Below are 14257 nucleotides of genomic sequence, written 5' to 3'. Positions count from 1 at the left end.
AGTGAGCACATTTTTGTCCAAAGCCATTCTTGATTTCTTTATTGCGTTTGGAATCGTGCTGGGCGGCGCGATGATCGGAGGTATTGGAGCCGTGATCTCTCTTCAGCCTCCGACACAGACGATGCTCGATATTTCTGGAAAAATAAAGATATGGGCACTCGCAGCCGCTGTTGGCGGCACAATAGATCCCATCCGTGTCATCGAGAGCAATTTTCTGGATGGTAACCTGTCTCCGGCGGTCAAACAAATCCTGTATCTGATCTCTGCTTTTATGGGCGCGCATATGGGAACCGAGCTAGTGAAATGGGTGTGCGGCGGAGGCCGGAGCTAATATGAGACAGGAACAGCGTTCATGAGAGTTCCGCCATTTTCTCGTTACCGCCCGCTGATGCGAATGACCGCTGTGTTTGTTCTGGGAATGATCGCTGGATGTGTCGTCTACAACGGTGTATTTCACCTGAGTTACAATGCGTTGTGGCTGAACAATCAGGAGCTGCAGCTTCAGCTGCATCAGAATGAGGAGGATATCAAAACGCTGAAAAAATACAGTAAACGCCAAACCGTTATCAAGGAAATCAAGGTCCGTGCAGAAGAATCGGATAAGGGGCCAGACGAAGCTTCTCTGAAAGTGATGTTACAGAAGCTCGGAGACGAACTTGAGGTACTTCGGGGCAGAGATGTATTCAACATCGATGAGTATAGCAAAATGACGCGAATCATGCTGAATCAGAAAGTGTACTCGGTCAGGGAAAAGGAGTACACCGTTCAGGTCAAAACGATGCTGGTTATGGAAGGCGTACTGCAAGTTTGGGTACAGATTCGCATGCACGTTCCTGCGTAACAGCAAAAAACTGCCCTTGTCTGCATCTCTGCATGGTACAATAAGGGCAGTAAATGCTTTCCAGAAAAGGAGCTGCGTCTTTGTGTTCATTGATGTACTCAAATATGCTCTAATCGCCATCTTTGCTGTTGCCATGGTTTTTGCAGCGTTGAACAGTATTCGTTCACACAGAAGTTCGGATGCTACCAGCGCCGGTCTGTACCGTTCGTGGACAAATATCTGGATGGGTGGCATGCTTGTTGTTCTTGCCCTGATCCTGATGTTTGTCTTCACGGGCTCCACTTTATCTGTGATTGTGGAAGCGCTATTTCTGATTATGGGTGCGTACAATGTATTTGCCGGAATACGTAACCGCAGTTATTATGCGCGGCTTCAACAACGGTCCAGTAACGGATCAGGTAAAACCTCCGGACAATCAGCATGATTCGTTGAAGCGCTGTTGAAGCGCTACCGTTGTGACTGCAAAAAGAGAGTACTTCCCCTTCATTAAGCGAAGCCAGAACCGCGCGACAGCGCAACCCGGCAGAGCTTCTTGATCAGGGAGTACTCTCTTTGTTGTCTATGCCCGAGGCAACGTACCCTGCTAGGCATGGTCAATCGACTGCAATGTCATTACCGCTTTGCATACCACACTGCCTTCACGGGTAACCACAATGTCCATTTTGCACGTTCGACGACTGGTTTCCAGAATTAACGGTCGAACCAGGATCTGATCCTCAATCTGTACCGGTCGAACAAAATAAGTTGTTACATTATCCACCACATGGTCGTTCCCTGTAACATCCCACGCTGCCCGCCGGCCAGCCTGTGTCATCACATTCAACAGAACACCTTCGGAGATCGTGCCCAGATCCGTTGCCATCTGAGGAATGATGAATCCGTGAAATAACAATTCGTTCTGTTCACCGCGCTCCTCGGCAAACCCGTTCCAGATCAGATGATCAAACGTCTCTCCCAGTTGTGGCTGCTTCTGTGCATCCCGCATGGCCTGAAGTACTTCCTTGCGTGTGACGGACGCAATCAGTTTGCGATTCCGATCCACAATTGGCAGAAAATCGATGCCCTCCCAGGTCATAATCTGGGCAGCAGAAGCAAGAGATGTCTGCAATGAGGCCGTAATCGGGCGGCGTATCACACATTTCTCAATACTTTGATCTTCTTTCAGCTCACTGACATCCTTCAGACTCACAATCCCGATGACCCGGTTCCATTCATCCACGACCGGGAAGCGATGTTCACCCGTCTCTGAAACCAACATATGAAAATCTGCGGCTGAACTGGTCACCTTCAGCACCTGCAAGCGAGGTTTCTGACCAATGATATCCTCAACAAGCATAATTTTTTTCTTAATCAGCCGGTCGAAGATCGCACGGTTAATCATCGAAGCCACCGTGAATGTATCATGTCTGGATGAAATAATCGGTAGCCCAAGCTCGTCAGCCATAATTCTTACTTCACGACTTGTCCCAAAACCACCCGTAATCAACACGCCCGCTCCCTGTTCGAGGGCAAGCGAGTGAGCATCTTCACGGTTACCTACAATCAGCAGACTCCCAGCGTCAATATAACGGGCCATTGCCTGTTCCTTCATCGCGCCAATCACATACTTGTGCAGCGGTTTGGCGAGACCTTCGTTCCCCCCCAGCACATGGCCTTCCACAATGGTCACAACATCAGCAAAGGTCAACTGTTCCGACATGCCCCGAGGTCTCTTCTCGATCCGCACCGTTCCAATTCGTTCCTTGGTCACGACCAGCCCGAAGTTCTCCGCCTCTTTCACCGCACGATACGCTGTCCCTTCACTTACACCCAGCTCCCGCGCAAGTCCACGTACTGATATTTTGCTACCAACCTTCAGTTGTTCAATATGTTGAAGTAACTGTTCATGCTTCGTGACGTTCTCTTCCTGTCCGTCCAACTGTACCACCCCCGAAGATGCATCTGTACTATACTGTATCTATTATAACACGGCTTAAGGAAAATAACCCCACCCCTACCCATTCTCACAGGCAAGTTCACCATCTGAATTTAATCATCCCATTAACCTCTAATTCTATGTACCAAAAAAGACCGGGGCCCCTTTGTACCAAGGGATTCCGGTCTTCCATGTTGGATCTCATACTGTACCTTATACAGACTCGCTCCGCTCCTGCTTGTCCAGCAGTTTCATCTCCCACTGCCGCAGCTTCGCCCGGCGAACGGCTTCCAGTGCACGCTTCTTCTCTTCATCTACACCGAGAATAAAATGCAGATGTGCACCAACGATTAATAAGGAGAACAGCACCCATACGATGCCAAAAATATTAACCCAGTCCATTCCTCCAGCAAAGGAAATCCGCGGCAGTGCAATGACCAGCATCGACAACGCAATAAGCAGATAGATTACATGTTTTGCTTTTTTCAACCTCTTCACCATTCACAGCTCCTTCGTTCTTGATCGACTCTATATGTCTAGTCTATGAACGATAAGGAGCTAATATGAAAGGTTCAGGTAAAAAAACAAGACAACCTTTTAGTACGTGTTCAAAAAGATCAGTTTTCAGTACCGAGAAGATGGAATGAAGCTAGGCATCCTTCGTAATCAAAAGTGGACTTTTTGAACTACCTTTTTACGCTTCAGCGCCACCGTACAGATGACCCAGGCTGTCAGCAATAATTTTATTCACGTCTTCAATGATGACACTGAGGCGACGCTCCGCATCAAACAAACGACGGATGTTCAGATTCAAACTCAGTACTTCAAACAGCTTCTCCATTTTCTCCATCTCATCCGGAGCTGGCATATCCCCGCTCATCATACGTTGTTGCAGTTCCATTTGTTGATCACGGAAGTTATCCAGCATTGCTTTTGCATCCGGATCAGCTTCAATCAGCTTCATCGCGGAAGTAATCTCTTCCACCTCGCTGCTTTCTCTCAGTGCTTTGGCCAAATCATTGGCTTTGTCATAAATGTTCACTATTATTCCTCCTCAGATTGGTTTGTTCATCCGTGTTAATACACGCTTTTCTTCGCTGTCAAACAAGGGCGATCTGAAACAGGCCATCCATAACCTGCCTCGAAATCAAATGCATTTAATCCATATGGGTCAATCACCAAGGGTTATATGTCCTCATATGATGAAGCACATGCCATGTTCAGATGCCGTTCAACTTCGAGATCAGACATCAAGTTGCCGCCCGGAAGGAGATCCGTGATGTCCACTAAAAAAGTAACGATTCAGGTTACCGGCTCGGGCATCCTGCAGGACGACGTCATCATGCTGGGCGAAGGGGTGCTTAAGGCGCTTAAAATCCCTTCAGGAAGGCCGCTTCAGCTGCAATTTGGCTCTTTCCGCCACGAAGTCACTGTTATTCCGGTACCAAGGTATGACGGGCTGCGCATCAATCAGACAGTTGCCAGCAAGACCGGTCTCGTTCCACGTTCGGTCCTGAGGGTATCCTATCGTTCAGCCAGCCGTACGCTTCGCCTTGGACCCTACATCAGTGTACTGGTTAGCCAGGATTATCCCGATCAGCCCGATCGGCCCTTTGGCTCCATCACGATGTTCTGTCAAGAACTGGTGAACGCCTGCCGTAAGCAAGGCGCCTATGTATCCTTTTTCACACCGGAGGATATTGGAGCGGTAACGGGTTATATGAAAGGCTGGGTGTATGATGACGGCTGGAAAAAGACTGTTCTGCCTGTAGCAGACGTCGTCAATAACCGGCTAACGTCCCGCAAGCTTGAGAACAAACCTAGCGTACAGCATTTTATGAAAGAAGTAAAATCGCTCTACGGCACGCAAACCTTCAATGAAAAGTTTCTGGACAAAAACGAAGTGTTTGACGCACTCAAGTCCATTTCAACGCTTAAACGAGTTCTTCCCGAGTCTCATTTGCTCAAGACGTCTGCCATGCTCAAGACGATGTGCAACCGACATCCGGTTGTATTTCTGAAGCCCGTCCGCGGTTCTTTGGGCAAAGGGATCATCCGGGTCTCACGTCAGATTGACGGAAGCTTCCTGACTCTGGCGACTGGCGTCGGGGGGACCCGGAAACAAACGTATACTTCTCTGGATAAACTGTATGCCAGTATGTCTGGGAAAATGAAAACAACGCGTTATCAGATCCAACAAGGGCTGACTCTCATTGACAACAGTGGCAGACCCGTGGATTTCCGTGCGCTCGTACAAAAAAACCGTACAGGTAAATGGAGTGTAACCTCCATCGTCGCCCGGATTGCGGGCGGGAGTCACTACGTATCCAATCTGGCACGGGGTGGAAGTCTCAGCACCGTCAAGGATGCTGTTGCCAAAACACAGTTGTCTGGATCAGCCAAAGCTTCCGCGTATGCAGGATTGCACACCGCAGCATTGGATATCGCTAAAGGGATCGAGAGTGCCATCCCTGCTCATTTTGGTGAACTTGGTATTGATCTGGCCTTGGACACCACTGGGCGCGTATGGCTGCTCGAAGTCAACTCCAAACCATCCAAGAATGATAATACACCACTGAGTGAGAGCAAGATCCGCCCTTCCGTCAAAGCCATGCTCGAATATTCTACCTACCTGGCGGGTTTTTGAAAAGTTATTCCCTAAGGGAAACAAATCTGATAGAGGAGAGGTGCAGCGTAATGTTTCCAACATCTCAGACCAAGACACTGGCCATTCTGGTACGTGCAACCGAAGGCTCACCTCCCTTTACGGATGAACTTTTCTGCCGTCGTCTCAGTTTGGGGAGCATGAAATACGCCCTTCAGATTATTGTGATCCCGATATCAAATGATGCAGTCCATCTCCCTCTTCAATGGGGATATGTCTATCATCAAGGGAAGTGGAATTCGGTACCTGTTCCTGCAGTCGATCTCATTATGGATCGTTGTCTTCGCCCTATCTCCAGGTACGTCAGACAACAGCTTAAGGAATGGATACCAACCAACGGCACAGATCAACACCGTTATTGGTCTGCTTCCCTTCCAGGAAAATGGGAGGTACATCGTGTGTTGTCCCGAAATCCTGAATTGAGGTCACAACTTGCTCCCACAACCCGGATCGGATCGCATATTCCTTGGGAAACATGGCTGGACCGTTGGCCCAAAGGACTGTTCTTCAAACCGGTATCCGGGACTCATGGCAAGAATACCTTTCGCCTGTCTCAGGGAGCGACTCCATCAACATGGGTCGTGGAGGGGCGTAACGAGGACAATGAAAACTTTTTTCTTACATTCAACCATACCCAGGCTGTATCTTCCTGGCTAGCATTACATCAGGCTGAGCGTAAGATGATCGTGCAGCCATATCTGGAGCTTAGCCATCATGGAAGAGCATTCGACATACGGGCTCTAATGCAAAAGAATGGGCAAGGTCGCTGGACGCTTACCGGATGTATGGTACGGGAAGGACCCGAAGGTTCACTCACGTCCAATCTTCACGGTGGGGGTAAAGCATATCCTGCCCACGCATATCTGCTCCAGCGATATGGAACGAACCGCACGGAAACTCTGCTGAAGAGCATCCGGCAGACTGCTACGCTTATCCCCACCCTGCTGGAAAGCCGTTTCGGCAGGTTAGCCGAATTGGGGCTTGATTTCGGAGCAGATGCAGAGGGCCAACTCTGGCTAATTGAAGTCAACTCCAAACCAGGCCGCACCTCATTTGCAGAAGCGGGCGACCGACGCATGCATACCCTGACTTATACCCGGCCGCTTGCCTATGCCCGTTATCTGTTGCAACAACATGTTCTCACGGACGTCTTTCGTCCAATGAAATTGCCGAATACATCCAGCAAAGCTGGCCTGAAACCCATCCCGATTCACGGCGGCTGAGGCCCGCAGCGCCCGCTTGCCATGGAGCCCAAGGATCTTTTCAGGATAGGAGGATAAATCATGAGTTTGACCTTTTGCAATCTGCATTTCACCAAGCAACCGGATAAAGTGGTTTATGTATCCAACGCTTTAATGAAGAGCCTCAACCTGTCCGGCAAAAAAACGGTGCACCTTCGCTTCGGGCGTGACCGGGTACCTGCAACGATCAAACCAATCAAAAAAGCAGGTAAACATCTGTATCTCGCTTCAGGTATCCGTAATATGATGAACGTTCCCAAACGGGGCAGTATTTATCTCCGGAATTTGCAAAATGATGAGGTCCAGTTAGGTCCACTGATCGGCGTACTCTCTGATGGGCCTGCGACGAGCACGAATCCATTCGGTTCCCGTACTGGTTTCATCAAACAGTTACTCCGTGAAGGCAGCCGTAAATCCTACATTTACGCATTTACTCCCCGGGATATCAATTGGCAGAACGAGACGGTATCGGGTTTTTTCCTGAATGATAACGGAAGCTTTACCCGCAGAACGGTACCTCTGCCCGATGTTGTCTACAACCGGTTACCAAGCCGTCGTTCAGACTTCTCACCAGCCATCAACCAGCTGCGGGAACGATTTGTTCGCCGAAAAATTCCGTTCTTCAACTGGAGCTTCTTCAACAAATCGGATATCTATACGTTGCTGGAGAACGAGCCGGCAGCAGGACGGTATATCCCTGAATCGATTACCAATCCTTCTGTTGAACAGATGAAGGAAATGTTGGAACGCCATCAGTTCGTCTACTATAAGCCTACTGCAGGAAGTCTGGGGAACGGGATCTACCGTCTGACTTATTCGCCCAAACGTGGATATTTCGCACGTTATCGCAAAAAAGGCGGTAATGCACTCCTGCGTTTTGGGTCCTTCAACAGTCTGATGCGCATGCTTCAGGGAAGACATGGCAAGCAGCTACGCGGATATGTAGTTCAGCAGGGAATACGTCTAATTGAGATTGATGAATGTCCAATTGATTTCCGTTTTCACATGCACAAAAATGGTAACAATCAATGGGTTGTTGTCGGGATTGGAGCCAAAAAGGCAGGACGTGGCAGCGTCACAACACACATCAAAAATGGCGGCTCCCTAATGACTCCTGAGCAGGCGCTCAGTCGCAACTTCGGCGATCGTGCGGGAGAAGTTCTTCAGCATGCCAAATCCGTCGCTATTACACTGGCCCAGGCGATTGAAACCCAGCACCAGCATCTGATTGGTGAGATTGGCTTTGATCTGGGCATTGATCAGGAGGAACATGTATGGATGTTCGAAGCGAACGCCAAACCCGGGCGCTCCATTTTCCGTCACCCTTCACTCCGGGTGGAGGGCAAATCGTCGGTGGAGCACATCTTGGAACACTGCCTGTATTTGAGCAAGTTCCGGAAGAAGGAAGAGATTTGATGACCCTTCATGATGATTTCAAACCTGTCATTGCTGTTTTGACCATGCATGATAAACAGCGTATGTTCAGGGGAAATCATCAAAATTTTCAAGATATCTTACAGACAGGCGAGAGCATGGGATACGTGGTGTACATTGTAACTGTACGGGATCTGAACGTGAGTGGTCCCACCGTGAAAGGATATACGTACAACAAGGGGAGTGGAAAGTGGGTTTCACAACCTTTCCCCCTTCCCCATGTTCTGTACAATCGTATTCCCAACCGGGAAGACGAAGGAAAACCTTCCGTGCAGCGTAAAATCGACGAATGCATGCAATCAGGAATCGAACTGTATAACCCATTCTTTTTCAACAAATGGGATCTGTTCGAATGGCTCAGGAAATCCAAATCGACTCAGCAACTGATCCCTTATACTCGGCGGATGCGAAGTGCTTCTTCTCTGGGTGCCGTTCTACGGGCGTATCCTTATCTGTACCTTAAGCCCGAGAGCGGCAAAGCTGGTAAAGGAATCATGATGCTTAAATTTCAGGAAAAAGAACGGCTTCCCTATCGTCTCAAAATACAAACCACACGTAGAAGCACGACCTATAAAGCATCTACACTTGCCAAGTTATGGGCACGAATTCGCAAAGAAACCGGACATACGCCCTATATCATGCAACAAGGCATTGAACTGGCATCCTCTCGTAAACGCCCCTTCGATTTGCGTGTTCTTGTACAAAAGAACACCAAGGGCCAATGGAGCGTAACCGGTGTAGGAGCGAGACTTGCTGGCTCCCGTAGCATTACAACTCATGTGCCGCGCGGCGGGAGCGTAGAAGACCCTGAGAAGCTGCTGACCGAGCTTTTTGGCGAAGAAATGTCAACAACCCTGATGAAACGTGTGAAATCCACTTCATTAATGATCGCAAGACAGGTAGAACGGGGATCAGGTTACACGCTCGGAGAAATGTCCATGGATCTGGGCATTGATGACCTGGGGGAACTCTGGTTCTTCGAAGCCAATGCAAAGCCCATGAAGTTTGATGAACCACAGATCAGACGGCGGTCATTGGAACGTATATTTCACTACAGCGCTTATCTTGCCCGTCAGTCCAAACGATGATAGACAGGAATACTGCAAAAAGAAGGTGATTGTTTGTGTCCTCACCTGTTCTGGGCATTATGACGTTGTACTTAAATGAACATCGCGCTCTTGAAGAACGAAGCGTTTATCGCAGAATGATTCTTGAAGGGCGCAAGCGGGGACTCGATATCTATGTATTCACACCAGCCGACGTACACCCCGGCGGCAAACAAATTGAAGCCATGGTTTTTCATGAAGGAAAAGGCTGGTCCAGGGAGTGGCGATCATTCCCGGACCTGATCTTTGATCGTTGCCGGATTCAGCGTAACCGAAGGTTCCAGCAATTGCTTGCTTTTCGTGAGAAATATGGGCATCTGCTCTTTCTGAACAGGCCACTGCGCAATAAATGGACCATCCACCAGACCCTTTTGCAAAAAGCCAACTTTCGTGAACACCTGCCGGAAACCGCTCTATTTCAGGATATGTCCGATGTAAACCGGATGCTTAAAGTTTCTTCTCTGGTCTATCTCAAACCCATTAATGGAACAGGCGGACGTGGTATTCTGCGCATTGAACGCAGCAGTAGCGAGGCTAATACAGTGCTTGTTCAAGGGCGGGATCAGAAGCGTCGTATCATCACTCCACGTAAAGTTCATTTATCACGACTTGGCGCGTTGCTCCAGCACTGGAACATGAAAGACAAGTATCTTGTACAAAAGGGCATTCAACTTCAGCTTCCGAATGGACGTGTGCATGATTATCGCATGCTCGTTCAGAAGAACGGTGAAGGACAATGGGAGCTTACTGGATGTGCTGGACGCATGGGTGCAGAAAAAAGCGTGACCTCCAATCTGCATGGCGGCGGTCAGGCAATAGCGATGGACCGACTCATGAAGCAATGGATCGAAGATGACGACCTCCGGTCAGAAATTAACACAACTGCAGAGAAATTCGGCATTGATGTTGCTTCGTTTCTGGAAGATACGTATGGGGACCTGTGTGAGTTGGCACTGGATTTGGCGATTGACAGAAGCGGGCGTATCTACCTGCTTGAAGTTAATCCCAAACCTGCACGTGAAGTATTCGCTCGCATCGGGGAGCGGGATATCTATTATAAAGCCATCACTCAGCCGCTGGAGTATGCCTTATGGGTATATCGCAACCGACCTCCCGGAACGGCCAGAAAGCCAGCCATTCCCAGGCCCGTTACGCAAAAATCACCCAGAGTAAAAAGAAAAAGGAAAGTCAAGTGAGTGAAGAAAAAGCAGGAGTCTATGTTCGCCAAGTGCGAGCATCTGCTCCTGCTTCACTGTTTTTATTTCTGTTCTTTCGACCATTGCAGCGTGTCGTTGTCAATCACAATATACCCTTTTTCCTCACCTTGCACATAAGATAATGCCAATCTCATCAGGTCAGGTTCCAGTTGGCATGTGGTTACACGTGTAACTTGGTCTGTATGATCCGCGGGCAGGCACAACGTCAGAATACCCACTTTACCTGAGAAATCAGTCTTGCCCTGGATGACCGATGTTTCCGACTTGGAACCATACACCTCAGATACCCAGCCGGGCTGCTCCGTCAACGCGAAGGCTCCCTTCCCGATGCCTGCCGTAACCCATTGCATCGTCAGCGTTATGGAAGATGCCTCATAGCTCATATCCGCCGTCATTTCTCCAGCTTCATTGATTCTCAACGCAATATCCGCTTGCGGATGCAGGTGAAAACGTTGCTCCAGAGTATGCTCTGCTTCTGCCTCCAGCCAATCCACAATTAATAGTATAGGGATCTCCACCCCTGCCAGCATCCACCGACGATGTGTAACTGGATCTGGCAAATGTGTATATCCATCCTGTGAAGCATCAATGAAGTGATAGCTGTCATTGCTCTCCCAACGTAGCGTTGTGGCCTGAGCCTCCGGTTCACCCCATTGCTGTGTGGAGAGATAAGGTGTCTGATCCAGACCATCCACCGTGACGGTATTGTGCGCCCGCGTACTTTTGAAATACCGACGCCATTTCCCTTCTTCATACGTATAACGTCCGGTGTCCGTGAAGAAAAGTTGGTTCTTCCACATCCACTCCACATTCAGCGCATCCGCATGTCCGTGTGCTCCGCCCATGGCAGCCGCATCAAAAAAAAGATATTGATACTTGTCCCTCATGACATAATATCCTGTCTGCGGAAAAGCCCGGCTCGACAACGCCGGAGAAGAAGAAGCCTGTAGTCTGAGGCATCGCTCATATTTCTCCACACCCAACAACCAGAGACACTCCGAGCTCTCCGTTCCGCGAGCCATCAAATCATCATCGTCCAGGATCGCGCCAAGCAGGGTCAGTCGTTGTCGCCCATCGCCAACCCAATCCGAATCACCAATACCGGTAGACTGATGATCTGGTCGGATCAGCGCCTCGGTGAATGCAGCCATTTGGCGCAGACAGCGGGCATACCATGCCGAGAAAGGATGGCCTGAAATCTCACCCAACCGATAAGGTGTGCCAAACATTTCGATGCTGGCATTGTGGTAATGTGTTGTCAGTTCAACCTGTATCCCTTCTTCACCCAACTGATGCAACAAACACAGCTCAAGACGTTCCATCGCCACTTGACGCCAGTATGGACTTCGCGGGTGCTGGTGGTAGAACGTAGCGATCATGAACAACCCTTGCATATGCATAATGGCATGATTTATTTCCGTGCTGCCGAGGTAACGGGTCAAAAACTCGGCGTGCTCGTCCAGACCTTGTCGAAACTCCGCCTGAAAGCCTTCGTCTATCAGTGAACTCGCTTCCATATATTTATATGCCGATATCCAGGACTGCACACGTAGTCCCGTCTCCAGCAGGCGCCACGGACCGGGTTTTTGAAAGAACACAGCCTCGTCGTAAAACAGATTTACAGGTACCGGGTTTTGCTGTCTCCAGCTACGGAAGTGGTCAATAAATGCTGTTACATATAGCGGATTGCCCTTCATCAGATACGCCTTGCCCAGATCGAGCATATGCCAGTGTCGATTGATGCCCCATGTGAACTCCAGATCATTGGTCGGGTTGTGAAGCCAGTCCACGGGTGTCCCCATCGGAATCCAGCGATTCAGATCGTTGGTATAAGGAACGATAAATTCATTCAGGATGGCACGATTGGCAATCGTGAGTGAATTTCGGGCTTCTTCCGGAAAATGTTTTTCATAATATTGGGCAGCCCGTTGCAGGTCTGTTGCCGAAAGGTAAAAATCGCTCATTGGGACGCCTCAAGAAAATCCTGACGGAACGGCGTAAACACATCCAGAATGACGGAGTCCTCCAGTGCCTTAACCCCATGCGGGACGTTAAAACCGGCATAAAAGCTGTCCCCTGCTTTTAAGATGCGAGTTTCTTCACCGACCTGAACCTCAAAGCTGCCTTTGACGATATAACTGACCTGCTCGTGCGCATCATGGGAGTGAACTTCTCCAATACCACCTTTAGCAAAGGTAACCTCCACCATCATTAATGTACCGCCCATACCCAAGATCTTGCGGGAACTCGTTTCGTTCACGATATGTGCATTAATAGACGCATGATTAATAATCATATTGCTTTTCCCCTTTCCTTGTGAATAAGCGACCGAAGTAGTTAAACCACGGCCGCTATGAACGTTTATTAGTCTTCTGTGGACAATTTACCCTGAAGCTTGGAAGAATCAAACGAAGGATCAGCAGTTATGTTGGTCAGCCCTGCCGCTTTGGTTTTCTCCAGAGCTGCATTGTACCTTGTATCCAGATCCTTGATCACAGCATCGAGATCGCCACCCGTGAATACAAAGATTGAAAAAGCCTCACTCCATTTGGTGCCTTCCAGTGAACTCTCAGTTACCACACTTGGATTTGCCGGGAAAATGGCATCATAACGTTTGGGCAGGAAACCTTCAATGCCCGGAATGCTTGGTTTTTTGTCAGAGCTTAATACAGCAGGAATCAGTGAGATTCCGTATCCTTTTTCGTAATACTCACTCTGAAGATCTGTGCTGTACACATACTCCATAAACTTCCATGCCGCTTCCTTGTTGGCAGAATCTGCATTGATGCCGATGTAGGAGCCCCCGATGACTTGCGAAGCGCCTTTGATCGTTCCATCATTAGTTGGTACAGGAGCGGCTGCCCAATTTTCTTTTGTAGGAAACTGATCTTTATATACACCTGGTTCACCGGAGTGGTTAATGTACATTCCGATTTTGCCTTGAGCAAACTGGGCTCTGAGTGGATCGATGTCCAGACTTTCAACCCCTGGCAGCATGCTGCCATCCTGATTCATCTGACGAAGCGCCATTGCGATATCCTTGTACATCCCAAAATCAAATTGACCAGTCTTGTAGTTGTAACCATCAATACCAACATTATTGCTTGCACCTGCAATCGTATTGGCTGCTCTCCAGAAGCCGCTGCTGCTCTTGAATGGGCTGGCAAAGCCATAGATGCCTTCACTTTTACCAACTTCGGTAATTTTTTTGGCATCCGCAACCATCTCAGCCAACGTTTTTGGCGGACTCTCGATCCCTGCCTTTTTGAAAATATCTTTGTTATACACAAGCCGCCAGACCTGCCCTGTATTGGGGAGGGAATATATTTTTCCATCAATCGTGTTTTTATTTTCAATCAAGCTGTCTTTAAATACGGCCTTCATCTCATCACTCATGTATCCATCGATCGGGGCGAGATACCCCTTCTGATAATACGTCTGAAAATCATTAACTTGCAGCACATCGGGTGCCTGCTTGCTGGCAAAAGCAATATCGACCGCCTGTGGATAGTTGTCCCCCATCACGGTCATCTCCACTTCAATGTTGTCCTTGTTCGTCCGGTTGAACTCATCGATCTTGGATTTCATAAAATCAGCATCATGGCGGTCCGGTGTCCAATATATGATTTTGGTTTTCCCTCCGGCACTCTCCCCGCTGGTCCCCGATTCGCTATTTGCCGAAGTACCACTGTCAGCAGAACAACCTGCCAAACTTAGCGCCAGCAATACACTTAGCGTAGTCACCATCCACTTTTTAACCATTGATATGCCCCCTTATGCTTGTCTGGACAACCCGTTTGGTTATCCGTTAACGTAATGATAGTCGCTACGCTTTCAT

At 48.8% G+C, this 14257-nt stretch carries 14 protein-coding genes; 8 read left to right on the top strand and 6 right to left on the bottom strand.

Annotated elements, in window-relative coordinates:
• Position 1: 1 nt before the first annotated feature.
• The 3 genes from EL84_RS15815 (at position 2) to EL84_RS15805 (ending at position 1265) form a co-directional block, all read left to right on the top strand.
• Positions 2 to 331 (top strand): YtrH family sporulation protein, encoded by a 330-nt coding sequence (locus EL84_RS15815; protein ID WP_047844226.1) that lies wholly within the window; start codon positions 2 to 4, stop codon positions 329 to 331.
• A gap of 21 nt (positions 332 to 352) precedes the next feature.
• Positions 353 to 841 carry a hypothetical protein gene (locus EL84_RS15810; RefSeq protein WP_036609856.1) on the top strand — a complete coding sequence of 163 codons (489 nt, stop codon included), beginning with the start codon at positions 353 to 355 and terminating at the stop codon, positions 839 to 841.
• Positions 842 to 923: 82 nt separating this feature from the next.
• The gene (locus tag EL84_RS15805) at positions 924 to 1265 is read left to right on the top strand and encodes a YtpI family protein (protein ID WP_036609858.1); all 342 of its coding nucleotides are present in this window, start codon (positions 924 to 926) and stop codon (positions 1263 to 1265) included.
• A 159-nt stretch (positions 1266 to 1424) separates the two neighbouring features.
• Here the strand turns inward: EL84_RS15805 and EL84_RS15800 are convergent, their stop codons facing one another.
• The 3 genes from EL84_RS15800 to EL84_RS15790 all read right to left on the bottom strand — a co-directional run bounded on the left by EL84_RS15800 (position 1425) and on the right by EL84_RS15790 (position 3798).
• The gene (locus tag EL84_RS15800) at positions 1425 to 2759 is read right to left on the bottom strand and encodes a DRTGG domain-containing protein (protein ID WP_036609860.1); all 1335 of its coding nucleotides are present in this window, start codon (positions 2757 to 2759) and stop codon (positions 1425 to 1427) included.
• 210 nt (positions 2760 to 2969) lie between these two features.
• On the bottom strand, positions 2970 to 3254 hold the full coding sequence (locus EL84_RS15795) for a hypothetical protein (RefSeq protein WP_085981456.1): 285 nt from the start codon (positions 3252 to 3254) through the stop codon (positions 2970 to 2972).
• A 196-nt stretch (positions 3255 to 3450) separates the two neighbouring features.
• The gene (locus EL84_RS15790; RefSeq protein ID WP_036609862.1) at positions 3451 to 3798 is read right to left on the bottom strand and encodes a YlbF family regulator; all 348 of its coding nucleotides are present in this window, start codon (positions 3796 to 3798) and stop codon (positions 3451 to 3453) included.
• A gap of 237 nt (positions 3799 to 4035) precedes the next feature.
• On the opposite strand from EL84_RS15790, the gene EL84_RS15785 reads away from it, so the two are divergent.
• From EL84_RS15785 to EL84_RS15765, 5 genes are read left to right on the top strand one after another with little or no spacing between them, the layout of a single operon-like run.
• Positions 4036 to 5403: a YheC/YheD family protein gene (locus tag EL84_RS15785; protein WP_047842318.1), complete on the top strand. Its 1368-nt coding sequence runs from the start codon at positions 4036 to 4038 to the stop codon at positions 5401 to 5403.
• Between the two features lie 50 nt (positions 5404 to 5453).
• Positions 5454 to 6644: a YheC/YheD family protein gene (locus tag EL84_RS15780; protein WP_053061510.1), complete on the top strand. Its 1191-nt coding sequence runs from the start codon at positions 5454 to 5456 to the stop codon at positions 6642 to 6644.
• A 60-nt stretch (positions 6645 to 6704) separates the two neighbouring features.
• Complete coding sequence (locus EL84_RS15775; RefSeq protein WP_036609869.1) at positions 6705 to 8078, top strand: YheC/YheD family protein; 1374 nt, start codon at positions 6705 to 6707, stop codon at positions 8076 to 8078.
• Positions 8078 to 9184 carry a YheC/YheD family protein gene (locus tag EL84_RS15770; protein WP_036669946.1) on the top strand — a complete coding sequence of 369 codons (1107 nt, stop codon included), beginning with the start codon at positions 8078 to 8080 and terminating at the stop codon, positions 9182 to 9184. The genes EL84_RS15775 and EL84_RS15770 overlap by 1 nt, the downstream gene beginning before the upstream one ends.
• A 35-nt stretch (positions 9185 to 9219) precedes the next feature.
• Positions 9220 to 10398, top strand: coding sequence for a YheC/YheD family protein (locus EL84_RS15765; RefSeq protein WP_053061509.1), 1179 nt, complete (start codon positions 9220 to 9222; stop codon positions 10396 to 10398).
• A 62-nt stretch (positions 10399 to 10460) separates the two neighbouring features.
• Here EL84_RS15765 and EL84_RS15760 read toward each other — a convergent pair whose 3' ends face one another.
• From EL84_RS15760 to EL84_RS15750, 3 genes are all read right to left on the bottom strand, one after another.
• Positions 10461 to 12383, bottom strand: a complete 1923-nt coding sequence (locus EL84_RS15760) for an alginate lyase family protein (RefSeq protein WP_047842317.1) — start codon at positions 12381 to 12383, stop codon at positions 10461 to 10463.
• Complete coding sequence (locus EL84_RS15755; protein WP_047842316.1) at positions 12380 to 12715, bottom strand: cupin domain-containing protein; 336 nt, start codon at positions 12713 to 12715, stop codon at positions 12380 to 12382. Before EL84_RS15755 ends, EL84_RS15760 begins: the two co-directional genes overlap by 4 nt.
• A 68-nt stretch (positions 12716 to 12783) precedes the next feature.
• Positions 12784 to 14181: an ABC transporter substrate-binding protein gene (locus EL84_RS15750; protein ID WP_047842315.1), complete on the bottom strand. Its 1398-nt coding sequence runs from the start codon at positions 14179 to 14181 to the stop codon at positions 12784 to 12786.
• Positions 14182 to 14257 lie beyond the last annotated feature (76 nt).

It is taken from the genome of Paenibacillus sp. VT-400, assembly GCF_001029205.1.
GTDB classification, from domain to species: domain Bacteria; phylum Bacillota; class Bacilli; order Paenibacillales; family Paenibacillaceae; genus Paenibacillus; species Paenibacillus amylolyticus.
This window is presented reverse-complemented; position numbering and strand designations above follow the sequence as displayed.